Below are 23,490 nucleotides of genomic sequence, written 5' to 3' on the forward strand. Positions count from 1 at the left end.
CGTAGCAGGATCAAACCAAATGGCAATATTTCCGCGACTCATGAGTGCTCGGTTATATGCGGGCCAATTGGTTGTGCGGTAGATTTTGTGTAGGCTTCTTCATTTGAAAATTATATCGCTGAAAAACCCTTTACAGATAGGTTTGTGCAACAAAGCCTTATAAATCTATAGAGGTGGATCATTTTTCTAAACTATTACTAGCTAAAGAGTTTGAAAAACTTGAAAAAGATCCTTTTGCACCTACACATACTCAAAGGTTTAGAAGATACGGAAATGCCTTAATTTTACCTTGGGAAAAAGATCTTAAGCCTATTTGGTTGCCGACAGTGCGTGATAATATAGGGCAGGAGTTATCTGGATATGATCAGGGAGGGAACAATCCCGAGCATCAGTCGATTCGTTATTTTAACGCGTTGAGCCAAGAAGCTAAATCTACGCAATATCTTAATGATTTGATTGTAGATGATTATCAACTTACTTTTGGTTTGGAAAATGCCTATCTGCCAATTTACGTGGGTGTCCATTTTGTCAAACTGCGTTCAACTCATGCCGATCAGCTAGGAATTAGTTCGCCTAATTGTTTTCATCAGGATGGTGAGCCATTCACATTTGCTCATTTGTTTTATAGGAGCAATAACATTGAAGGAGGTGAAAACTTTATTGCATCACCTCAGGAAAGAAATAAGCGTTTAGATGAGGTAAATAATTATAATATTTATCAAAAATTTACGTTGAGACAAGCTTCTGAAAGTTTTGCTGTACACGATCCAGCAGTTTCACATTATGTATCACCTATTAGAAAAATAGATCAAGGCACAAATGCTGAGGCTGGTGAGCGCTGGATGATTTTGATTGATTTCTCTCTTACAAAGCAAAAAATATGATTCAAAATTTAATAATTTCGCTTTTACCTATTCTCATTTCTCTTATATTGGGTTGGGGCATAGGTAAAGCTGCAAACGTTCAAGTTCGCAATATATTGGTTGGTCAAATTACGTTTTTGGTGTGGTTGCTCCTCATCTCTATAGGCTTTCAATTTGGCAGTGTCTTGTTTGATAAAGATCTTGGTTCAAAAATATTAATTGAAGCTTTTATTTATTCTACAGTTTTAAGTGTGATTACCTTTGGACTTTTATTTAATCGTAGCCACTTTAAGGCTGAGCACCAAAAATCATTCAAGGATATGCTCAAACCTATTACCGAATGCTTGATTGCGATTGGAATGGTGTTGATCGGGATGGGGCTATATTGGCTATTACCCAAGACTTTATCAGGGGAAATGTTAAGTGCGATACTATTGTATGTGTTGATTTTTTTAATCGGAGTGGATTTGTCTACGATTAAAATTCAAGCCCTCACTATGAATCATATTAAAGTGCCATTTTTTTCAATCATTGCACTATTTATTGCGGCTTATTTGACGAGTCATATCATGACTCAATCTTTTGTCGAACTCGTTGTGATGGGGAGTGGATTTGGTTGGTTCTCTCTTTCTGGTCCTTTAGTTGCTAAAGTTTTAGGACCTGAGCAGGGAACTTTTGCTTTGATCACAGATCTTGTACGAGAGTTTTATGCGATTGCATTGTTGTATTTATTAGGTCAGCGTTATCCAAAGCCAATCATTGGTGTATGTGGTGCCACGGCGATGGACTCGACTTTACCCTTTGTAAAAAACAATTGTTCACCATTAGATGTACAAATTGCAATTCTCAGTGGATTTTTCCTGACGTTCATTGCGCCGTTTTTTATTATTTTTTTTAGTAGTTTGATATGAATATAAATTCTAATGCTCAGCAGAAATAGGAAAGAGCTTCTCTCAATTTATACAATTGATCCTTTGATAGATCAGTAGATCGTTCACTAAACTTCGTTATAATCGCTTCATTGATAAAATAGAGAACAGATCATGCGCGTACTTGTGGTGATGGATCCCATCGAAAATGTAAACCTCAAAAAAGATTCGACCATGGCAATGCTTTGGGCTGCTGCACGTCGCGGTCATGAGTTAGGGTATGCACTTCAGGAAGATTTATATATCGATCAAGGCAAAGCTTTTGGTTTGATCTCACCACTTAAAGTGTTTGAGGATTATAATCATTATTATGAACTTGGTGAAAAACAGAAAGAATCTTTAGCTGCATACGATGTTGTGCTCATGCGTAAAGATCCACCTTTTGATATGAACTTTGTTTATACAACTTATATTCTGGAACAAGCGGAACGTGAAGGTTCGTGGATTATCAATAAACCTCAAAGTTTGCGAGACTGTAACGAAAAGCTGTTCGCTACACAATTTCCAGAACTGCAGGTTCCGACTTTGGTAACTTCACAGCAAAGTTTAATCCGAGAGTTTATTGCTGAACATCAAGATGTGATTGTAAAACCACTAGATGGGATGGGCGGTATGGGAATTTTCCGTTTAACCGCTGCAGGGGCAAATATCGGTTCAACTTTGGAAATGTTGACTCAAATGGGTCAGCAACCGATTATGGCGCAACGTTATATTCCTGAAATTGTGGATGGAGATAAGCGTATTCTGATGGTCAATGGTGAGCCAATTCCATATTGTTTAGCGCGTATCCCACAAAATGGTGAAACGCGAGGTAACCTTGCTGCTGGTGGGCGTGGTGAAGCACGTCCGTTGACTGAAAATGATAAGGTGATTGCTGCTAAAGTTGGACCATTCTTGCGTGAGAAGGGGCTGGTATTTGTTGGTCTTGATGTCATTGGAAACTATGTAACAGAAATTAATGTGACTAGTCCAACGTGTATACGTGAAATAGACGCACAATTTGGTACTTCTATCGCAGATACATTATTTGATGTTTTGGAAGCTGGACGTTAGCTGATCTGCAAAAAAGAGCCTAAATAGGCTCTTTTTTTTGCGTATATATTTTAAATAAATAATAGCTGGTCAATAGTCCTAGGGTGGAAAGACTTACGGTAACCCATGCGGCATTGGACCACTGGTGAGAAGACGAAACGAGAGCTGCTGTTGCTGGGGGAACAAGGAACTGCGCACATGCAGAAATTTGCAGCACTAAGCCCATACTGGATGCTGCTGCATTGACCTGTGGTGCGTATCTAAGCGTATTGGCAAAGACGGTCGTCGGAATAATGCCACCGATAAAAGAAAACAAAATAGCGCACAAATATTGCAACTCAAAAATCAACCAATAGGGTTGTGAAAATACAACCCAGCTACATAAAATTAGACTTAAAAAACTAAATTGAAGTAATTTAAAAGGAGCTATGCCTTTTTGAAGTAATACGCCTGCGCCAAAGGTTCCACCTAAGTTAGATAATACAACCATTGACACCAAAATTCCTGCAAGCTTTAAATCCATATTGAATGAGACATAAAGACTGGGTAAAAAACCTGTGAGTGTGATCCATTGACTGGTATAGCAAGCAAAGATAACGGCTAGACAGAGAATGGGTGGATGGGTCACGGTGACTTTAACAATAGATAAAAAAGAGTTGGAGGTTGATGTGCTCAGTGCCTTTGTCGTTACAGTGGTTTGCTTATCGTCATAACGTAAAAAATGGTAAATCATCAAGGCAACCAGCCAACACAAGGCACCAAATAATGCCCAAATGTGTTGCCAACTGAGCCATTCGAGTAATACAGGGATGGTCAAAATAGCAAGACTAACCCCAACTCCCATATAAGAACTCCATAACCCCATTTTAAAATTCATGGTTTCAGGCGTGCTTAGGCGTTTTAAAATTGCGGGAGCGCAAAGACTAATGGTGAGAAATCCAATACCTTCCATAAATCGAAAAAAATAAAGGCTAACACTATGATCAATCCATAAGCCTGCAAAACTACTCATCCCCAATAGAATGAGTGCAAAAATAAGGCATTTTTTGAGTCCTATTTTCTCAGATACAGCACCAATACACAGGGCAAATAGCATTCCAGCACCTTGAACCAGTGATAAGGATAGGCCTGCTTGGGTGAAACTTAGATTTAAATCTTTTTGAAGAATTGGAATAACAGCAGAAAGTTTACCGACATGAATTGCAGCAAGGTAGCCTGCCAAAATAATCCAAATGTCATAAGATGATATTTTTGACATTTGCGTTTAAAAATCCTTTTATTCGCGAGCTGAATCTCAATGAGATATAGCAATATCATAAATAGAACTGTTGCCTCATACCATTTAGACATAAGTTTATATCCAATATGGCGGTAGCGCAGATACGAAGGAAGAATAGAACTAATACTGTGTTAATGATTAATGTGCACATTAATCATTATTTTGGTCCGTTATAAACTAGATCGAATGGTAAAATACATAAAAAAGGCACAACTCATAATAAATCTAGTTTAAACTCTGAAATCATATGAAAAAAACAATTAAAGGGTCCGTGAAAAAAAGTAAATAAACTTTCATGGATATACGATTGTGATTACAATTGATGCCTTATATAAAATTTTCTGTTAGCTCTTAGATTTGAAGAATTAGACCGTGACACAAGCTCAGCATAAACAACCTAAACATGTCATGATGATGGCTGCAGGTACAGGTGGACATGTATTTCCTGCCCTAGCAGTTGCTCAGGAATTACAACAGCAAAGTGTCGAAGTGTCATGGTTGGCAACGCCTTCAGGTATGGAAAACCGCTTGCTTAAAAATCACCAAATTCCAATTTATCAAATTGATATTCAGGGTGTGCGTGGCAATGGAATCGTCCGTAAGCTGCAAGCCCCTTTTAAAATTTTAAAAGCAACGCTTAGCGCAATGCGCTATATGAAACGATTAAACGTAGATGCAGTCGCTGGTTTTGGCGGTTATGTTGCAGGTCCTGGTGGTTTGGCTGCGCGTATTCTTGGTATTCCTGTCATCATTCATGAGCAAAATGCAGTAGCGGGTTTCACCAATACCCAATTGGCTCGTGTTGCTAAAACGGTCTGTCAGGCATTCCCGAAAACATTTCCAGAAAATCATAAAATCGTGACTACAGGTAATCCCGTACGTAAGGAAATTTCTGCGATATTGAGTCCTGCTTGGCGATATCAAGAGCGAGAAAAAGCCAATCAACCTATTCGTATTTTAATTGTAGGCGGCTCCTTGGGCGCACAAGCATTGAATGAGCGCGTACCCGAAGCACTGAAACAATTAGATGTTCCTTTAAGTGTTTATCATCAGTGTGGTCAAAATCATGCTGATAGCACGCGGGCACGTTATGTCGATGCTCCTGATCATTTACAGGTAGAAGTTCAACCGTTTATTGAAAATATGGCGGAAGCCTATGCCAATGCCGATCTTGTAATCTGTCGTGCTGGTGCACTGACGGTCACTGAGATTGCTACTGCGGGTGTTGCAGCCGTATTTGTACCTTTGCCAAGTGCAGTAGATGACCACCAAACCGCGAATGCCAAATTCCTAGCAGATATTAATGCTGCAAAAATTTGTCCACAAGCGACACTCACTCCTGATTCATTAAAAGCAGTTTTATTGCCACTCATGAACCGTACATTGTTGACGGAAATGGCTGTTAAAGCACGTCAACAAGCTCAACCAGATGCAACTCAGCGTGTGGTTGGTTTAATTCAAGATTTGTAAGTTTTAGAGAAAATTATGTCTTCAACGAACCCAGCTGATAAAGCTAAAAACCTGATTAAAATTCCTGAAATGCGCCGTATCAAGCATATCCATTTTGTGGGTATTGGTGGTGCAGGAATGTGCGGGATTGCGGAAGTCTTAAAAAACCAAGGCTATAAAGTTTCAGGGTCGGATATTAAAGCCTCTAAAACCACTGCACAGCTTGAAGAAAATGGCATTAAAGTTCATATCGGACACGCTGCTGATAATATTAACGGTGCGAATGTATTGGTTGTATCGACTGCGATTGACCAAGAAAATCCAGAAATTAAAGCAGCGATTGAAACACGTATCCCTGTAGTTCGTCGTGCGGAAATGTTGGGCGAGTTGATGCGTTACCGTCATGGTATTGCGGTTGCAGGTACACATGGTAAAACCACAACAACAAGTTTGGTGACCTGTATGCTTGCTGAAGAAAACATGGATCCGACATACGTGATTGGTGGTTTGCTTAATCGCTCTGGAGTAAATGCTGCTTTAGGTGCGAGTCGTTATATTGTAGCTGAAGCAGATGAATCTGATGCTTCATTCCTATATTTAGAACCAATGGCCGCTATTGTCACCAACATTGATGCTGATCATATGGACACTTATGGTGGTAGCTTCGATGTTTTGAAAGATACTTTTGTTCAATTCTTGCAGAAGCTTCCGTTCTACGGTTTAGCCGTAGTGTGTGGCGATGATCAAAATATTCGTGAAATTATGCCACGTATTGGTCGACCTGTTTTAACTTATGGTTTTAACGAAGATAACGATATTCGTGCTGTAGATGTGGTACAAGAAGGGATGCAATCACATTTTACTGTGCTTCGTAAAAACAAAGAGCCACTCAAGTTAACCATTAATATGCCTGGTTTGCATAACATCCTTAATGCGTTAGCTGCGATTGGTGTGGCAACTGATGAAGGTGTATCTGATGCTGCAATCGCTCGTGCTTTAGAAAGTTTTAGTGGTGTAGGGCGTCGTTTCCAAATTCAAGGTGAATTTGAGTTAGGTGATGGAACGGTCAAACTGGTTGATGATTATGGTCACCATCCAAAAGAAGTTGAAGCAACGATTAAAGCTGCGCGTGCAAGTCATCCTGATCGTAGACTTGTGATGATGTTCCAACCTCACCGTTTTAGCCGTACACGTGATTGTTTTGATGATTTCGTTGATGTCTTGTCACAAGTCGATCAATTACTGCTATTAGAAGTATATTCTGCAGGTGAAAAGCCGATTGTTGGTGCAGATAGTCGCTCATTGGCAAGAAGTATCCGATTGCGTGGTGATGTTGAACCAATCTTGATTGATCCAGTAGAAGGGAATTTGCCAAATGTGATACAAAAAGTGTTACAAGCAAATGACTTGTTATTGACTCAAGGTGCGGGTAACGTTGGAGCAATTTCAATTGAGCTTGCTCAGAACCAGCTCTATTTAAAATAATCGTCGTTTGATGATTTGGCTAAATTGAAAATTTTATAAGTTTAAGGAACTAAACGTGTCAAATGCTTCTAAATTCGGCAAAGTTGCTGTATTGCTTGGTGGTAAATCTGCAGAGCGTGAGGTGTCATTAGATAGTGGTAAGGCTGTACTTGAAGCATTGGTACGTTCAGGGGTGAATGCAGAGGGTTTTGACCCTCAAGAACGCAGTGTGACTGAACTGGTAAATTACGATCGTGCATTTATTGTGTTACATGGTCGTGGTGGAGAAGATGGTCAAATCCAAGGCGCATTAGAGTGGTTAAATATTCCATATACTGGAACTGGTGTGCAGGGGTCGGCTATCGGAATGGATAAAGTAAAGACCAAGCAAATTTGGCAAGGTTCTGAACTTCCTACAGCGCCATACCGCATTGTTTCTAAAGATACTGATGCACAAGCACTCGTTGCAGAGCTTGGATTACCACTGATTATCAAACCCGTGCACGAAGGCTCGAGTGTGGGCATGAGTAAGGTTGAGAAAGCAGAGGATTTAGCTGAAGCAATTAAAAAAGCGACTCAACATGATGCCGTGGTCATGGCTGAGAAGTGGATTACAGGTCGTGAATTTACGATTTCATTTTTAAACGGACAACCATTACCAGTCATCCGTTTACAACCTCCAGCTGATGTAGCCTTTTATGATTATGAAGCTAAATACCAACGTAATGATGTTGAATATGGTATCCCTTGTGGTTTGAGTGAAGCTGAAGAAAAAAGTTTACAAGCGCTTTGCTTACGAGCGTTTCAAGCTGTTGGGGCAAGTGGTTGGGGTAGAATTGATGCTATGCAGGACGAGCAAGGTCAATTTTGGCTGCTAGAAGTGAATACTGTTCCAGGCATGACCAGTCATTCATTGGTACCAAAAGCAGCTCAAGCAGTAGGTTATAGTTTTGAAGATTTGTGTTTGGCTATTTTAGAGCAAACCTTAGCGAAAGAATCACACTAAGTTATGGCTCAACTACCTCCATCGATGCGTCGCAAACGTGCGGCGATTACATCGATTCATGACAAACCACCGACTCGCAAAGAGAAAATGATTAATGCGGGTGGTTGGGTCATGCTTATTTTTGCATGTTGTGTACTTTTGGTCGGGATTTATGGCTTATATAGCGTCATGACCAGTGCAAAGGTAGCATCTTTGGATGTGGTTGGTCTGCAAGCCGAGCCTGAAATTAGTCAAGTGAAACAGCAGTTAATGCCTACCATTACAGGCAATTATTTTACTGCTGATCTTGAGCAAATTCGTGATAAGGCATTAGAGATTTCTTGGGTAGATCGAGTGGTCATTTCTAGAGCTTGGCCAGACGGTATTAAGGTTCGTGTTATTCCGAAACATCCGATTGCACGTTGGGGAACAGGACGTCTGTTAAGTGATCAGGGTGTGGTCTATACAGAGGCATATTCTAGAAATCACGCAAATTTACCACTTATGCATGGTCCGTCAGATCAGTCAAAAGTCATGATGAGACGTTATCATGAAATTAATCAACTGTTTAGTCCAGTGAATCTGCGTTTGAAAGAGCTATATTTAACAGATCGTCGGACATGGTTTATGCAGTTCGATTCGGGTTTACGTATTATTGTGGATCAGGATCAGACCATGAGCAAACTGCAACGATTGAGTCACTTATCTCAAGCAGATCTGAAAGTGGTTTGGCCAAGAGTTTCAGCGATTGACTTACGTTACCGTAATGGCTTGGCGATTCAATGGAAAAATGCGACACCACCAAAGATTATAAATGGTCAGTTTGTTGTAACCATTAATGACATTAACATTGCAGATTCAAGAGTTGCAAAGCCATAATACGTGGCTTTAAAAATAGGCATAAGCCAGATATAAACAATGAAGAAAATGGTAGTGAATCATGAATGAGGCTGTTCCCTCAGTTGTTGCGATAGACATTGGGACACATAAAGTTTCAGTTCTAATTGGTAAAGTGCATGCGCCGGATAATATCCAGGTCATCGGTATGGCGACTGCGCGAAATAAAGGCATGAACAAAGGAAAAATTGTTAGCCTTGAAAAAGTGATCTCTGCGATTAAGAATGCGGTACAAGAAGCAGAAGATATGGCGGAGTGTCGTGTGCATTCAGCATGGGTATCGATCCCGAGTACAGAACTGCAAAGTGCTTATGCGACAGGCCGGACACCGATTTCTAATCCAGAACGCACCATTACGACTTCAGAAGTGGTTAAAGCTTTAGAAATGGCAAAAGCCAGTCATTTAACTTCTGATCATTATCTTGCAAGTGCAGTCCCATTGGGTTTTGAGTTGGATGATTCACCTGAGTGGGTGCATAATCCAATTAACCTTTCAGCAAATAGCATGACGGCGCATTATCAACTCATGATGCTACCAATCAGCACCATGCAAAATTTAGATCGTGCAATGAAAGGCGCCAATATTTTTGTCGAAAAGATGGTGATTTCATGTTTAGCAACGGCTGAAGGTGCATTGCTGAAAGATGAAAAAGAGTATGGTGTATGCTTATTGGATATTGGGGCTGGTACAACCAATATTGCAGTTTATATTGAAGGTCATTTAGTGCTAGCACACACCATTCAACGTGGTGGTGAAAATGTAACGCGTGATATCGCCGCAGTATTGCAAACGACGACCGAAGAAGCTGAACGACTCAAATTGCTTTACGGTTGTGTTGATTTACAGCAAGTCAAACCTGAACATATGATCGAGTTTGAAGCGATCGATGGTCCTCAAGCGATCAGTCGGATTGAGCTATCAGAGATTATTATTGCACGTTACGAAGAAATTCTTTCTATGGTGCGTGATGAGTTACAACAACGTGGTGCGCTACAAAGTTTATATCACGGTGTAGTTTTAAGTGGTGATGCATGTCAGATTGAGGGTATGATCACATTATCACGTCGTATGTTGGGTGTTTCTGCTCATTTAGGCAACCCTCCGCTACAAGTATATGCGGATGATCAACATTTACCTGCATTAAGACGTTCAATGTATTCTACCGCAACAGGACTGCTGTTATTTAGTCAAAGCGATTTACAAGAATCGGTTGAGCAACCTGAAGAAGTGAATAAGCGTCCATTATTAGAGCGCATAGCGAATGGTTGGAATGCGTTTAATAACAAATTGAAAGGTATTTTTTAAGTTTAGTTTTTAAGGGAGTATTGTTTGCAACTTGTAAGAGCAACTTCATGTGCTTGACAAGAATGTGATTGCAACGCATCCTAAAAACAAATTTTTATTATTGAAGATCAAGGCAGTATACGGGCTTAAGTGACTGCCAAATTTATTAGGAAAAGTTAAGGTCATGGCTTCATTTGAATTTTTAGAAGATGAACAAACCGATAATAACGGTCAAGCCCGTTTTACTGTGTTTGGTGTTGGTGGCGGTGGTGGTAATGCCGTACAACACATGGTGCAATCTGATATCAAAGGCGTGAAATTTGTTTGTGCAAATACAGATAAACAAGCTTTGGATCGTATGAATGCGCCATTCAAAATCCAATTGGGCCAACAAAGTACCCGTGGACTAGGTGCAGGAGCAAATCCTGATGTCGGTCAAATTGCAGCAGAAGAAAGTCGCGAATTAATCCGTCAGCATCTGGAAGGTGCAGATATGGTATTTGTTACTGCCGGCATGGGTGGTGGTACTGGTACTGGTGCAGCACCAGTCGTGGCTGAAATAGCACAAGAAATGGGTATTTTGACGGTTGGTGTTGTCACCACTCCATTTAACTTCGAGGGTCGTCGTCGTCAACGTTCTGCTGAAAAAGGGATCGAAGAACTTGAAAAGCATGTTGACTCATTGATTATCATTCCAAACCAACGCCTACTTAGCGTTTATGGTGATATCTCGATGCAAGATGCTTATCGCAAAGCGGATGATGTCTTGCTTAACGCGGTACGAAGTATCTTTGATCTAGTTGTGCGTCCTGGTCATATCAACCTTGACTTCGCCGATTTAAAAACAGCGATGAGCACACGCGGTTATGCGATGATGGGTGAAGGTAAGAGTAGTGGTCCAGATCGTGCTGAAGATGCAGCGCGTCTTGCGATTCGCAGTCCGTTGCTTGACAACGTAAATATTATGAACGCGAAGGGTGTTTTAATTAATATCACTGGCGGTAATGATGTTACCTTACGTGAAACTGAAATTATCACAGATGTTGTCAATCAAATTGTTGATCTGGATGAAGGTGAAGTCTTCTTTGGTACTGTATTTGATCCAGATGCGCGTGATGAAATCCGTGTTACTGTGATTGCGACAGGTTTAACTCGTAATGCGAATGAAACGGAAGTGAAGCGCCGTGCGCCAGTGAGTGTAAACCCATCAGTTGGTGGACAAGCTACTGCTTTGGATGAAGATGATGTTCCAGCAATCAGTAAACGTCAGAATCAAGAGAGTGTAGCCCCTGAGCCTTCTGCAGCGCCTCGATCTGCACCAATGAGCATTCAAGATTATCTTAAAAATCAACAGCGTAAATAACATGTAACATAATGTGTTTACGATGATCAAACAGAAAAGGTGGCGCTTATGCCACCTTTTTGATTTTTATCAATGGCTAAATGTGCTAACGTATACTAGATTTTAGATGAATATTGAAGAAACATGTTGAAACAACGCACCCTGAAACGAGTCGTGAAAGCGAGTGGTATCGGATTACACAGTGGGCAAAAAGTAATGATTAACTTTGTACCACATGTAGCTGATGGGGGTATTGTTTTTCGTCGTATTGATTTAAATCCGCCTGTAAATATTCCTGCTAATGCGATGCTGATTCAAGAAGCATTTATGTGTTCGAATTTGGTACAAGAAAATGCCAAAGTTGGGACTATCGAACATATTATGAGTGCGATTGCAGGTCTTGGTATTGATAATCTGATTATTGAAGTATCAGCTTCAGAAGTTCCAATTATGGATGGAAGCGCCGGTCCATTTATCTATTTACTCATGCAAGGTGAGTTGATGGAGCAAGAAGCGCCTAAAAAATTTATAAAAATATTAAAGCCTGTAGAAGCATTAATTGACGATAAGCGCGCTATTTTTAATCCGCATGATGGTTTTCAACTTAATTTTACGATTGATTTCGATCACCCAGCCTTTGCCAAAGAATATCAGTCTGCCAGTATTGATTTCTCAACGGAAACATTTGTTTATGAAGTCAGTGAGGCACGTACTTTCGGCTTTATGAAAGATTTGGATTATCTTAAGGCGAATAATTTAGCTTTGGGTGCTAGTTTAGAGAATGCAATTGGTGTTGATGATTCAGGTGTCGTGAACGAAGAAGGCTTACGATTTGCTGATGAATTTGTACGTCATAAAATATTAGATGCGGTGGGTGATCTTTATTTACTCGGACATCAAATTATTGCGAAGTTTGATGGTTACAAATCTGGACATGCACTCAATAATCAACTGCTTCGCAATGTTCAGAGTGATCCATCTAATTATGAAATTGTAACATTTGATGACGAAAAGTCTTGTCCAATTCAATATGTAAGTGTGATCTAAGTCATTGTCTTCAGGTTAAATGTTATAGTGTAACATTGTTAAGTGTGACTTAATTTGCCTTTAAAATAGTGAATGACGTTTAAATCAAATGGTCCTGTTACTTTTTATTGCTTGCCAAACGTATCATAGCTTGGCTAAGCTTAGGATCGTTCACAAAACTAGCAGCGTTGAGTAACATTTCTTGCGTTGTCGGACATAAAGAAGTTTTGGAATTTTCAGTTTGTGTTTGGGGAATTTCTTTTTTTGCTCGAAGACGAACTTGGATTTTTTGTAAATCTTTGAGTTCAGGGATTTGTGATAACTGAGAAATATACTGTTTTTGAAGGTAACCGAGTTGACTAATCATGGCTTGATTTTCACCGGTGATGGTCAAAATACCGTATTGATAACAGACAACTTGCCATTGTTCATTTTTGGGCAATAGCGGTTGAATTAATTTTGTAAGTCTCTGCCAGTCAGCAACTTGCTTTGTGAGAAACGATAAGTTTCCTGTTTTTATGTGTTGTCTTGTTTGTTGAAACATATTTTTTGGTTCTGACATACATTGTTCCTACATTGTTTTGTCTTAATCTTAAACGCTTGTTTCTTTCGATATCAAGGAAGAGATCACACAAGAGACTTGAGTAAGAACAGTTTAATGAGGTTTATATGTATACGCGACGTATTTTATTAGCGTTTTCTTTAGCAGCTTCAGCAGCTTCGGTTGCATTTGCAGATTTAGTTCAATTAGATGCCACACAAGCCTCCAATCCTGATCGATTGGAAGAGTTAACAAGAACACTATCACAAGGTTCTTATAGTCATCCTGATGACATGGACATTCCAGCGACAGCACAAGTCGATGTGAAAGTTCGAGCAAAGGCGGATCCAATCGAATTAAATAATGCGCTGCTTAATAGTAAATACCCTGCTCAAAAAACTACGACGACAAGTTCAAATCGTTACTCTTCAAATAATGCATATTCATGGTTAGTGACCCACCCACTTCCAAGTGGTCGTGTCAGTTCAAATTATGGCGGCCGAACAATGGGCGGACGTGCTGAAAACCATTCTGGTTTGGATCTTGCGGCACCAACAGGAACTCCAATATATGCAACTGGTCCAGGAATAGTGACTAAATCAGGTTGGGGCACAGGTTATGGTCAATATGTCGAAATCAACCACGGTAATGGGTATATCACACGATATGCACATGCTTCACGCTTAATTGCTAAAGTAGGTGATAAAGTCACTGCTGGTGAGCATATTGCCAATGTAGGTTGTACTGGACGCTGTACTGGTCCTCACTTACATTATGAAGTGGTCAAAGATGGTCAGCGTAAAAATCCTTCAACTTACCTAGCGATGTTGCCTTAATTAATTATCAAACCTCATTAATACACATCCATTGTTAAGTCATTTGAATAAATCGCCAAGCATAGTCTTGGCGATTTTCGTTTTTGCAGTCAGGTCACCTGACTAAATTCAAGATTAAAATAAAGCTTTGTATAAAAAAACAGCAGAATTGGCGTTTTAGTGTTAATTTGTGTAATAAATGGTCAAGTACTATTTATTATCGAAATATTAGTCTAATGTCGTATTCATTTATAGCCATAACTGCGTATCGCGAAAATATGTTAAATATAGGGCATACAAATAGGCATGAATATAGGTGTAATATGGCGTATTACGGTGATACCGACGCACAAGAAACCCAAGAGTGGCAGGACGCTTTTGACTCTGTTTTACAGCATATGGGGACGGAAAGAGCAGCCTTTCTTCTTGAAAAACTGTATCAACGTGCGATTGCGAAACATGTTCCCATTCAGCGTCTAAATACTCCTTACTTAAATACGATTTCAGTAGAAGAGCAACCTGCAATGCCTGGTGATCCAGATATGGAGCGCCGAATTCGTGCTTTGATTCGTTGGAATGCTTTAGCAATGGTGCTTCGCGCCAATAAAACAGGCGACGATCTTGGTGGTCACTTAGCCAGCTTTGCATCTTCTGCAACTTTATATGATGTTGGCTTTAACCATTTCTTCCGTGCCAACAGTGATAACTTCGGCGGTGACATGATTTATTATCAAGGTCACTGTGCACCAGGGATTTATGCGCGCTCATTCTTGGAAGGTCGTTTAACTGAAGAGCATCTGAACAATTTCCGTCGTGAAGTTGATGGTATTGGTTTACCTTCGTACCCACATCCGTACTTAATGCCAGACTATTGGCAGTTCCCAACGGTATCGATGGGTCTAGGTCCAATCATGTCCATTTATCAAGCACATATTCAAAAGTACTTGATGAACCGCGGTTTGATTAAAGAAGAAGATCGTAAGGTTTGGGCTTATCTTGGCGATGGTGAGATGGATGAACCAGAAAGTACTGGTGCAATTTCGTTGGCAGGTCGTGAAAAGTTAGACAACTTGGTTTGGGTTGTAAACTGTAACTTGCAACGTTTAGATGGTCCAGTTCGTGGTAATGGTAAGATCATCCAAGAACTTGAGTCTCTATTCCGTGGTGCAGGTTGGCGCGTGATTAAAGTAGTATGGGGTCGTCATTGGGATCCACTACTTGCTAAAGATGAATCTGGTGCGCTTAAAGCCATTATGGAAGAAGCTGTAGATGGTGATTATCAGCGTTATCAAGTGAAAGGTGGTGCTTATACACGTGCGCACTTCTTTGGTAAATATCCTGAAGCTGAAGAGTTAGTTAAACACTTAAGTGATGAAGATATCGATAATTTAAATCGTGGCGGTCACGATCCTTACAAAGTATATGCTGCTTATGCAGAAGCCATGAAATCTACAGGTCAGCCAACGGTTATTCTCGCGAAAACTGTTAAAGGTTACGGCTTATCTGAAGAAATTGAAGCGGTCAATAAAACGCATCAAATCAAGAAAATGCAACTTGAATCGCTTAAATATGTACGTAATCGTTTCAACTTGCCATTTACCGATGAGCAACTTGAAGAAGTTCCATTTTATCGACCAAGTGAAAACTCGCCTGAAATTAAGTATATGAAGGCTCGTCGAGAGGCTTTAGGTGGTTACTTACCAGCACGTCGTAAAGAAAGTGAATCTTTAGCGATTCCTGAGTTGTCTGTATTTGATGCAGTGTTAGCTGGTTCTAATGGTAAGCAACAATCAACGACCATGGTGATGGTACGTTTGATCTCTGCACTACTGAAAGAAAAAGCAATTAAAGACCGTGTAGTACCAATTGTTCCAGATGAGGCGCGTACTTTCGGTTTAGAAGGGATGTTCCGTCAATTGGGCATTTATGCCGCGCACGGTCAAAAATATACCCCTGAAGATCAAGAGCAGTTGATGCATTACCGTGAAGCGAAAGATGGTCATATGCTTCAAGAGGGGATCAATGAAGCAGGTGCGATGAGTGCTTGGGCTGCTTTAGGAACAAGTTATTCAACCAATAACCTTCCTATGATCCCGATGTACATGTATTACTCAATGTTTGGCTTCCAACGTATTGGTGATATTGCATGGGCGGCAGGTGATGCACAGGCGCAAGGTTTCTTATTGGGTGCAACTGCTGGTCGTACTACGCTGAATGGTGAAGGTCTACAGCATCAAGATGGTCACTCACATATTCTTGCGAATACGATTCCAAATTGTATTTCTTATGATCCATGTTTCGGATATGAACTTGCGGTGATTGTACATGACGGTCTAAAACGCATGTATGTGGATCAGGAGCGTGTGTTCTATTACTTAACTGTAATGAATGAGAACTATGAGCATCCAGCGATGCCACAAGGTGCTGAAGAAGGCATTAAACGTGGTATGTATTTACTTGAGGAAGATGAAAAAGCCACAGTTCAGCTTTTAGGTTCAGGTGTAATTCTGCGTGAAGTGATTAAAGCGGCTCAAATCTTACGTGATGAATATCAAATTCATTCGAATGTCTATAGCGTAACAAGCTTTAATGAGCTTGCACGTGATGGTATGGCGTGCGAAGAATATAATCGTTTACATCCACTTACTGAAGATGTGAGAGAAGCATGGGTGTCGAAGCAGTTGCGTGGTACGAAAGGTATCGTCGTTTCTGCAACTGATCATATGCGTGCTTACAGTGAGCAAATTCGCGCTTACCTTCCAGATAATCGTCCATTTGTAGCATTAGGTACAGACGGTTATGGTCGCTCAGATACACGTGCAAAACTTCGTAGCTACTTTGGTGTAGATGCTGCGCATATTGTGGTTGCGACATTGAAGAAACTTGCTGACGAGGGTGAAGTAGATGCGCGTCTAGTTAAGGATGCGATTTCTAGCTTTGAATTAGATACTGACCGTCCAGTCGCTTGGGCACCTCAAACAACGCCTGAACTTCACGCTGTAGCTGACTACAAAGAGGAGAACTAAGCATGCAAATTACGACTCCTGATATTGGTGTAGATAAAGCCACAGTGGCTGAAATTTTGGTCAAAGTGGGTGATACGATTAGTGTCGATGACAGCATTGTTTTGTTGGAGTCTGACAAAGCATCTGTTGAAGTGCCAAGCACTTCAGCAGGTGTGGTGAAAAGTATTCTGGTGAGCCTTGGTGACGAAGTTGCTGAAGGTGCGGCTTTGGTAGAGCTTGAAGCGGAGGGGCAAACGTCATCTGAAGCACCTACAGCACAAGTTGAAGAATCGAAAGCACAAGCTCACGCAGAACCTGTAGCCCAATCTCAAGCGGAAGCGCCTAAAGCAGCATCAACGGCATCTGAAACCGTTGATGTACAAGTACCAGACATTGGTGTTGAAAAAGCCACTGTGGGTGAGATCTTGGTTGCGGTTGGCGACGAAATTGATGCCGATCAAAGTATCATTGTCGTTGAGTCTGACAAAGCGACAGTTGAAGTTCCAAGTGCTGTTGCGGGTACAGTTGAATCGATTGAAATTTCAGTCGGTGATACAGTGAAAGAAGGTATTGTGATTCTGAAAGTGAAAACAGCAGCTTCAGCATCAACCGCGGCGCAAGCTTCTGCAGAAACTACACCGACGACTGTTCCATCTGCAGAGGCACCACCTGCAGAATCAACAAAAGCGACAGTTGCTTCAGCGCCAGCAGGTAAAATTGAGATTGCTGTCCCTGACTTAGGTGTAGACAAAGCTGCTGTAGCTGAAATTTTAGTGGCTGTTGGTGATAAGGTTGAAAAAGACCAAAGCATCATTGTGGTTGAATCAGATAAAGCGACCGTTGAAGTACCAAGTACCACCACAGGTGTGATTACCGCAATTCATATTGAATTGGGTCAAAATGTGTCTGAAGGTGTGGCTTTAGTCACGATTGAAGCTGAAGGTCAAGCAACCCCAGTTACAGAAGCCCCTGTATCAGCACCAGTGACTACAAAAGCGGAAGCACCAAAAGCTGCCCCTGCGCAAGCAGCGGTTGCTCCTGTACAAACAGCAGCCCCTTCAGCAGATAAACTGACCAAAGAGCAAAATGCAGCAAATGCCAAAGTATATGCTGGTCCTGCGGTACGTAAGTTGGCGCGTGAGCTTGGTGTTGTGTTGGCAGAAGTCAAAGCTTCTGGTCCACATGCACGCTTAATGAAAGAAGACATCTTTGCGTATGTGAAAACACGTTTAACTGCACCAGCACCTGTAACTGCTGCACCGACAGTTGCTGCACCAGCAGGATTGCCTAAATTACCAAGTTTTGATGCCTTTGGTGGTGTAGAAGAAAAAGCGTTAACACGTTTACAGCAAGTGTCTATTCCACAGTTGTCATTGAACAATTATATCCCGCAAGTGACCCAATTCGATGCGGCAGATATTACGGAGCTTGAAGCATGGCGTAATGAGCTTAAAGGCAACTTTAAGAAAGAAGGCATTAGCCTGACCATTATGGCATTCATCATCAAGGCTGTAGCGCATTTGCTAAAAGAAGAACGTGAGTTTGCAGGTCACTTGTCTGATGATGGCAAAACCGTATTACTGCGTAAAGAAATCCATATGGGCATTGCTGTTGCTACACCAGATGGTTTAACAGTGCCTGTGCTACGTAATCCAGATCAAAAATCAATTAAGCAAATCGCAGTTGAACTCGGTGAGTTGGGTCAAAAAGCACGTGATAAGAAATTGTCACCGAAAGATCTGCAAGGTGCCAACTTCACGATTTCAAGCCTAGGCGCAATTGGTGGTACGGCATTCACTCCGCTTGTCAACTGGCCGCAAGTGGCAATCTTGGGTATTTCACCTGCAACGATGCAACCTGTGTGGAATGGACAAGGTTTTGATCCACGTTTAATGCTTCCATTGTCATTGTCTTATGACCATCGTGTCATTAATGGTGCTGATGCTGCTCGCTTTACCAATAAACTGACGAAGCTGCTTAAAGATATTCGTACATTGCTCATCTAAATATTTTTAACGTATTTTGTCTGCAGAATCAAAACCTCACTTCGGTGGGGTTTTTTATTTGTAAAAACAAAAAGCCAGGCTTATAATGGATAAACTTCATTGGGGAGTAGCCGCTGTTCTGCAATAGAACAGGTGATGGTCAACATATTTGCTCTAAAACGAGCATGGTCATCATAGCAAAGAACCAAATGAGCTCTATTTGAGCTTTCTTTTGTTGGCAAGACCTTTGATTTACCATTCTGCGGATTTTTGGCTAGCAGGGATGGTGGGTCATTGGTATTTGTTATGCTAGCCAGAGAAAGACATCATGTATGAATTCCTTCTGTCTACAGGTATCGTCGCACTAGCTGAAATGGGTGATAAAACCCAATTGTTAGCTTTACTTCTTGCTGCACGCTTTCGTAAACCCGTTCCAATCTTAATTGCTATTTTGTTAGCGACAATTGTCAATCATGGAGTTTCCGCTGCTCTAGGACAATGGGTTACAACAATTTTAAGTCCCGAGATCCTCATGTGGATTCTAGCAATAGGATTTATTGCTATGGCTGCTTGGATGCTGGTCCCTGATGAACTAGAGGATGAGTCAGGAAGTATTCAAAAATGGCAAAAATTTGGCGTTTTTGGAGCGACGTTTATTTTATTTTTCTTGGCTGAAATTGGCGACAAAACGCAGATTGCGACAGTGGCACTTGCTGCACGTTTTGACAGTATCTGGTGGGTGATGGCTGGAACGACATTAGGTATGATGATCGCTAATGCGCCGGCAGTATTTATTGGTGATAAATTGGCGAATCGATTACCTATCTCCTTGATTCACAAAATTGGCGCAATAATTTTCCTTGTCATTGGTGTGGGCACTTTAGTGCAACATTATTGTTTATAAATGGTTGTATACGCATAAAGATCTGAATCTTCAAAAGATTTAGTTTATTTATAAATAGTATTGAAATAATGCACCATGAAAGTGATTCATAATGGTGCATTTTTTTAATGGAAGTTATTGATTAGTAAATAAATATAATAAAAAAAATCTTGTTTTTGAAATTAAGTTTTTTTAGGATTTCGTCACTAAAAAATTATTTTTAAGAGATTTAAAAATGCTCTCTCAGATTTCTGCACAGGATGCGTGTTTAAGTTGTGGTGCTTGTTGTGCCTATTTCCGTGTTTCATTTTATGGTGCGGAAGCGATGAACATCCCTACCGAGATGGTTGAGGATATTAACCCTGTATATGCTTGTATGGTGGGGACGAATCAAACTAACCCGCGATGCGTTGCTCTAGAAGGAGAAATAGGGAAGCAGGTCTCTTGCTCGATCTATACGGTTCGCAGTTCATCGTGTAGAGAGGTCCAAGCCGGAGATGCGCAATGTGCCAAAGCTCGACAAGCCCATCATCTGATCCCATTAATTGATATTGAAATTGTTCCATCGTCGAATGATGAGGATTACGATCAGGTCAGTTAATTTGAATGATTTAAAATATGCTTCTGTTTTATATGCTCTTATTATGATTTTTTTGGATAATAAATTGCATGAAAATAGGAGTGATGGGTAAATTTCATAAAATTGTCGATAATAAGAAATGAAATTTACCTTAAAATTTGTATATAATGGCGCACGGAAATTACCAGTGAGACTGTTATGTTGACCATCGTTCAAGACGCGTTAACTTTTGATGATGTCCTATTACTCCCTGCCTACTCTACTGTTCTCCCAAAAGATGTCTCTCTAAAGACACGTTTAACTCGCGGCATTAATTTGAATATCCCTCTTGTGTCTGCAGCAATGGATACGGTGACTGAATCCCGTATGGCAATTGCAATGGCACAAAATGGCGGTATTGGTATCCTTCATAAAAATATGGATATTGCAGCGCAAGCTGCTGAAGTACGCCGTGTGAAAAAATTCGAAGCAGGCATGGTGAAAGATCCAATTACAGTAACCCCTGAAACGACTGTGCGTGAGTTAATCGCAATTACGCAAGCGAACAATATCAGCGGTGTGCCAGTGGTGAAAGATGGCAAAGTAGTTGGTATTGTGACAGGTCGTGATACACGCTTTGAAACTAATCTTGAACAGCCAGTAAGCAACATCATGACTGGTCAAGATCGTTTGGTCACCGTTCGCGAAGGTGAATCGAAAGAAAACATTCAGGCACTTCTCCAAAAAAATCGCATTGAGAAAGTGATTGTTGTTGGCGAAAACAACGAACTAAAAGGTTTAATCACTGTAACAGATTTTAATAAGGCTGAGCTTTATCCAAATAGCTGTAAAGATGACTTAGGTCGTTTACGTGTGGGTGCTGCAGTTGGTACAGGTGTTGAAACTCCAAGCCGTGTTGAAGCATTGGTTGATGCGGGTGTTGACGTGATTGTAGTCGATACTGCACATGGTCACTCTGCTGGTGTTATCGAGCGCGTACGTTGGGTTAAAGCCAACTACCCACAAGTTCAAGTCATTGGCGGTAACATTGCGACTGGCGATGCTGCATTGGCTTTACTTGATGCAGGCGCAGATGCTGTGAAAGTAGGTATCGGTCCTGGTTCAATCTGTACGACTCGTATTGTTGCAGGTATTGGTATGCCACAAATTTCGGCGATCGATTCTGTTGCTAACGCACTGAAAGATCAAATTCCATTGATCGCAGACGGTGGTATCCGCTTCTCAGGTGATATGGCAAAAGCGATCGGTGCAGGTGCAAGTACGATTATGGTGGGTTCTTTACTTGCTGGTACTGAAGAAGCACCAGGTGAAGTTGAATTCTTCCAAGGTCGTTATTACAAAGCTTACCGTGGCATGGGTTCATTGGGTGCAATGGCGGGTGCAACAGGTTCTGCGGATCGTTATTTCCAAGACTCTAAAGCAGGTGCTGAGAAGTTGGTTCCAGAAGGTATTGAAGGCCGCGTACCTTACAAAGGGCCAATGGGCAACATCGTGCATCAAATGATGGGTGGTTTACGTTCATCTATGGGTTATACAGGCTCTGCAGTGATTGAAGATCTTCGTCAAAATGCGAAATTCGTGAAAATCACGTCTGCGGGTATGTCTGAATCACACGTTCACGATGTGACCATTACTAAAGAAGCACCGAATTACCGTGTTGGTTAATTGCCTGTTATAAAACAATTTTTAAAAAAAACCGTCATGTAAATGACGGTTTTTTTATTTTGGTGTAAAGTGGTGCGCATTGAAAAAGGATGATGTTAATCACCCGCTAAGAAGTGAGAGAATGAATGAGTTATTTTGGTACTGATGGTATTCGTGGGAAATTCGGTGTATTTCCAATCACACCTGAGTTTGCACTCAAATTAGGGTTTGCTGCGGGTAAAGTACTTAAGCGTAGAACAAAAAGAAATAAACCGATTGTGGTGATGGGCAAAGATCCTCGTTTATCAGGTTATATTTTAGAAGCGGCTTTACAATCGGGTTTAAACGCAGCTGGTGTTTATGTGCATTTATTGGGTCCATTACCTACGCCTGCCATTGCTCATTTAACTCGTGCTTTGCATGCCAGTTTAGGGATTGTCATCTCAGCTTCACATAACCCTTATCATGATAATGGCATTAAGTTTTTTTCTTCAGAAGGAAAAAAATTACCAGACGAGTTTCAAGATGAGATTAATGCTGAACTCGAGAAAGATATTGTCATTGATGATATTGCGAGTCTAGGAAAAAGTGTGCGTGTTGATGATGCTCCAGGTCGTTATATTGAATTTTGTAAATCAACGTTCCCATACCATTATGATTTAAACAATTTAAAGATTGTCGTCGACTGTGCCAATGGAGCAGCATATAACGTGGGTCCTGCGGTATTCCGTGAGCTCGGTGCCAAAGTGATTGCGATTCATAATGAACCGAATGGTTTAAATATTAACCAAGGCTGTGGCTCAACTCATCCTGAGAGTTTGCAAGCTGCTGTTGTTGAGCATCAAGCAGATTTGGGTATTGCATTTGATGGCGATGCAGATCGTGTCATTCTAGTGGATCAGAATGGAAAGCTGATTGATGGCGATCATATTCTATATATCTTGGCGACACAAAGTGCCAATAAACCAGCCGGTATTGTCGGTACGCTCATGAGCAATATGGCACTTGAATTAGCACTTGAAAAAGCAGAAGTTCCACTGCTACGTGCCAAAGTTGGTGACCGTTATGTATTGCAAGGTTTAGAGGAAAACGGTTGGGTTATTGGTGGTGAACCTTCAGGTCACATTTTAACTCTAGACAAGAGCACCACAGGTGATGCGATTATTGCAGCCCTACAAGTCTTAACTGTCATGGTTGAACAGAAGAAAGCATTGCATGAGTTGGTTGCTGACTTTAAATTACTGCCAAACGTGCTTGTAAATGTCCGTTTAGATGCAATGTTTGATCCATACTCAGTACCTGCATTGGCTGCAGAATTTGCCAAAGCCGAAGCGCAACTTAAAGGTCGTGGTCGATTACTGATTCGTAAGTCAGGGACTGAACCTGTAATTCGTGTGATGGTTGAAGGTGATAATCTTCAAGAAGTGACTGCACTGGCACATGCTTTGGCAGATGCTGTACGTGCTAATGCAGCAGCTTAATCGGG

General features: G+C 41.0%; 19 protein-coding genes, 1 pseudogene and 1 riboswitch. Of the genes and pseudogenes, 17 read left to right on the top strand and 3 right to left on the bottom strand.

The features are described 5' to 3' along the window. Positions 1 to 103, bottom strand: a pseudogene (locus AC1M9D_RS06775) (IS5/IS1182 family transposase); the annotation flags it as partial. A gap of 70 nt (positions 104 to 173) precedes the next feature. Here AC1M9D_RS06775 and AC1M9D_RS06780 point away from each other — a divergent pair. The 3 genes from AC1M9D_RS06780 to gshB all read left to right on the top strand — a co-directional run bounded on the left by AC1M9D_RS06780 (position 174) and on the right by gshB (position 2,845). After that, positions 174 to 884 carry a 2OG-Fe dioxygenase family protein gene (locus tag AC1M9D_RS06780; RefSeq protein ID WP_481611797.1) on the top strand — a complete coding sequence of 237 codons (711 nt, stop codon included), beginning with the start codon at positions 174 to 176 and terminating at the stop codon, positions 882 to 884. Then, entirely contained in the window at positions 881 to 1,774 is an 894-nt protein-coding gene (locus tag AC1M9D_RS06785; protein WP_481611798.1) for a LysO family transporter, read from the top strand. The genes AC1M9D_RS06780 and AC1M9D_RS06785 overlap by 4 nt, the downstream gene beginning before the upstream one ends. A gap of 132 nt (positions 1,775 to 1,906) precedes the next feature. Next, the gene (gene gshB / locus AC1M9D_RS06790; RefSeq protein ID WP_035270267.1) at positions 1,907 to 2,845 is read left to right on the top strand and encodes a glutathione synthase; all 939 of its coding nucleotides are present in this window, start codon (positions 1,907 to 1,909) and stop codon (positions 2,843 to 2,845) included. A 19-nt stretch (positions 2,846 to 2,864) separates the two neighbouring features. Here the strand turns inward: gshB and AC1M9D_RS06795 are convergent, their stop codons facing one another. After that, positions 2,865 to 4,082, bottom strand: coding sequence for an MFS transporter (locus AC1M9D_RS06795; protein WP_180028491.1), 1,218 nt, complete (start codon positions 4,080 to 4,082; stop codon positions 2,865 to 2,867). 393 nt (positions 4,083 to 4,475) lie between these two features. On the opposite strand from AC1M9D_RS06795, the gene murG reads away from it, so the two are divergent. From murG to lpxC, 7 genes are all read left to right on the top strand, one after another. Continuing rightward, positions 4,476 to 5,573 carry an undecaprenyldiphospho-muramoylpentapeptide beta-N-acetylglucosaminyltransferase gene (gene murG, locus AC1M9D_RS06800; protein ID WP_481611799.1) on the top strand — a complete coding sequence of 366 codons (1,098 nt, stop codon included), beginning with the start codon at positions 4,476 to 4,478 and terminating at the stop codon, positions 5,571 to 5,573. Positions 5,574 to 5,588: 15 nt separating this feature from the next. Beyond that, positions 5,589 to 7,037: a UDP-N-acetylmuramate--L-alanine ligase gene (gene murC / locus AC1M9D_RS06805; RefSeq protein ID WP_180028490.1), complete on the top strand. Its 1,449-nt coding sequence runs from the start codon at positions 5,589 to 5,591 to the stop codon at positions 7,035 to 7,037. A gap of 55 nt (positions 7,038 to 7,092) precedes the next feature. Then, complete coding sequence (locus tag AC1M9D_RS06810) at positions 7,093 to 8,022, top strand: D-alanine--D-alanine ligase (protein WP_035265835.1); 930 nt, start codon at positions 7,093 to 7,095, stop codon at positions 8,020 to 8,022. A 3-nt stretch (positions 8,023 to 8,025) separates the two neighbouring features. Then, on the top strand, positions 8,026 to 8,880 hold the full coding sequence (locus AC1M9D_RS06815; protein ID WP_035265833.1) for a cell division protein FtsQ/DivIB: 855 nt from the start codon (positions 8,026 to 8,028) through the stop codon (positions 8,878 to 8,880). A 61-nt stretch (positions 8,881 to 8,941) separates the two neighbouring features. Next, a complete protein-coding gene (ftsA, locus tag AC1M9D_RS06820; protein WP_035265831.1) occupies positions 8,942 to 10,204 on the top strand; it encodes a cell division protein FtsA in 1,263 nt (420 codons plus the stop codon). Positions 10,205 to 10,367: 163 nt separating this feature from the next. Beyond that, entirely contained in the window at positions 10,368 to 11,546 is a 1,179-nt protein-coding gene (ftsZ, locus tag AC1M9D_RS06825; RefSeq protein WP_481611800.1) for a cell division protein FtsZ, read from the top strand. Positions 11,547 to 11,669: 123 nt separating this feature from the next. Beyond that, complete coding sequence (gene lpxC / locus AC1M9D_RS06830; protein WP_092766514.1) at positions 11,670 to 12,572, top strand: UDP-3-O-acyl-N-acetylglucosamine deacetylase; 903 nt, start codon at positions 11,670 to 11,672, stop codon at positions 12,570 to 12,572. Between the two features lie 97 nt (positions 12,573 to 12,669). On the opposite strand, the gene AC1M9D_RS06835 is transcribed toward lpxC, so the two are convergent. After that, positions 12,670 to 13,113 (bottom strand): DciA family protein, encoded by a 444-nt coding sequence (locus AC1M9D_RS06835; protein ID WP_035265826.1) that lies wholly within the window; start codon positions 13,111 to 13,113, stop codon positions 12,670 to 12,672. Positions 13,114 to 13,220: 107 nt separating this feature from the next. Between AC1M9D_RS06835 and AC1M9D_RS06840 the strand changes: the two genes are divergently transcribed. The 7 genes from AC1M9D_RS06840 to glmM all read left to right on the top strand — a co-directional run bounded on the left by AC1M9D_RS06840 (position 13,221) and on the right by glmM (position 23,485). Continuing rightward, positions 13,221 to 13,928: a M23 family metallopeptidase gene (locus AC1M9D_RS06840; RefSeq protein WP_092766513.1), complete on the top strand. Its 708-nt coding sequence runs from the start codon at positions 13,221 to 13,223 to the stop codon at positions 13,926 to 13,928. A gap of 302 nt (positions 13,929 to 14,230) precedes the next feature. Further along, entirely contained in the window at positions 14,231 to 16,933 is a 2,703-nt protein-coding gene (aceE, locus tag AC1M9D_RS06845; protein WP_481611801.1) for a pyruvate dehydrogenase (acetyl-transferring), homodimeric type, read from the top strand. Between the two features lie 2 nt (positions 16,934 to 16,935). Next, on the top strand, positions 16,936 to 18,918 hold the full coding sequence (locus AC1M9D_RS06850; protein WP_481611802.1) for a 2-oxo acid dehydrogenase subunit E2: 1,983 nt from the start codon (positions 16,936 to 16,938) through the stop codon (positions 18,916 to 18,918). 89 nt (positions 18,919 to 19,007) lie between these two features. Beyond that, a riboswitch (yybP-ykoY riboswitch) is annotated at positions 19,008 to 19,150 on the top strand. A 75-nt stretch (positions 19,151 to 19,225) separates the two neighbouring features. Continuing rightward, on the top strand, positions 19,226 to 19,801 hold the full coding sequence (locus AC1M9D_RS06855) for a TMEM165/GDT1 family protein (RefSeq protein ID WP_035265818.1): 576 nt from the start codon (positions 19,226 to 19,228) through the stop codon (positions 19,799 to 19,801). Positions 19,802 to 20,015: 214 nt separating this feature from the next. After that, positions 20,016 to 20,381: a YkgJ family cysteine cluster protein gene (locus AC1M9D_RS06860; protein WP_035265816.1), complete on the top strand. Its 366-nt coding sequence runs from the start codon at positions 20,016 to 20,018 to the stop codon at positions 20,379 to 20,381. A gap of 177 nt (positions 20,382 to 20,558) precedes the next feature. Beyond that, positions 20,559 to 22,025, top strand: coding sequence for an IMP dehydrogenase (guaB, locus tag AC1M9D_RS06865; protein ID WP_035265814.1), 1,467 nt, complete (start codon positions 20,559 to 20,561; stop codon positions 22,023 to 22,025). A gap of 125 nt (positions 22,026 to 22,150) precedes the next feature. Next, positions 22,151 to 23,485, top strand: coding sequence for a phosphoglucosamine mutase (glmM, locus tag AC1M9D_RS06870; RefSeq protein WP_035265813.1), 1,335 nt, complete (start codon positions 22,151 to 22,153; stop codon positions 23,483 to 23,485). The last annotated feature ends 5 nt before the right edge of the window (positions 23,486 to 23,490 follow it).

The organism is Acinetobacter sp. ANC_7682, from assembly GCF_056779795.1.

What these genes read in the sequence shown, in the direction of transcription:
- AC1M9D_RS06815 (WP_035265833.1), top strand. Translation starts at nt 8,026, where the DNA reads ATGGCTCAACTACCTCCATCGATGCGTCGCAAACGTGCGGCGATTACA.
- lpxC (WP_092766514.1), top strand. Translation starts at nt 11,670, where the DNA reads ATGTTGAAACAACGCACCCTGAAACGAGTCGTGAAAGCGAGTGGTATC.
- ftsA (WP_035265831.1), top strand. Translation starts at nt 8,942, where the DNA reads ATGAATGAGGCTGTTCCCTCAGTTGTTGCGATAGACATTGGGACACAT.
- guaB (WP_035265814.1), top strand. Translation starts at nt 20,559, where the DNA reads ATGTTGACCATCGTTCAAGACGCGTTAACTTTTGATGATGTCCTATTA.
- AC1M9D_RS06840 (WP_092766513.1), top strand. Translation starts at nt 13,221, where the DNA reads ATGTATACGCGACGTATTTTATTAGCGTTTTCTTTAGCAGCTTCAGCA.
- aceE (WP_481611801.1), top strand. Translation starts at nt 14,231, where the DNA reads ATGGCGTATTACGGTGATACCGACGCACAAGAAACCCAAGAGTGGCAG.
- gshB (WP_035270267.1), top strand. Translation starts at nt 1,907, where the DNA reads ATGCGCGTACTTGTGGTGATGGATCCCATCGAAAATGTAAACCTCAAA.
- AC1M9D_RS06860 (WP_035265816.1), top strand. Translation starts at nt 20,016, where the DNA reads ATGCTCTCTCAGATTTCTGCACAGGATGCGTGTTTAAGTTGTGGTGCT.
- ftsZ (WP_481611800.1), top strand. Translation starts at nt 10,368, where the DNA reads ATGGCTTCATTTGAATTTTTAGAAGATGAACAAACCGATAATAACGGT.
- glmM (WP_035265813.1), top strand. Translation starts at nt 22,151, where the DNA reads ATGAGTTATTTTGGTACTGATGGTATTCGTGGGAAATTCGGTGTATTT.
- AC1M9D_RS06785 (WP_481611798.1), top strand. Translation starts at nt 881, where the DNA reads ATGATTCAAAATTTAATAATTTCGCTTTTACCTATTCTCATTTCTCTT.
- AC1M9D_RS06835 (WP_035265826.1), bottom strand. Translation starts at nt 13,113, where the DNA reads ATGTCAGAACCAAAAAATATGTTTCAACAAACAAGACAACACATAAAA.
- AC1M9D_RS06855 (WP_035265818.1), top strand. Translation starts at nt 19,226, where the DNA reads ATGTATGAATTCCTTCTGTCTACAGGTATCGTCGCACTAGCTGAAATG.
- AC1M9D_RS06850 (WP_481611802.1), top strand. Translation starts at nt 16,936, where the DNA reads ATGCAAATTACGACTCCTGATATTGGTGTAGATAAAGCCACAGTGGCT.
- AC1M9D_RS06795 (WP_180028491.1), bottom strand. Translation starts at nt 4,082, where the DNA reads ATGTCAAAAATATCATCTTATGACATTTGGATTATTTTGGCAGGCTAC.
- murC (WP_180028490.1), top strand. Translation starts at nt 5,589, where the DNA reads ATGTCTTCAACGAACCCAGCTGATAAAGCTAAAAACCTGATTAAAATT.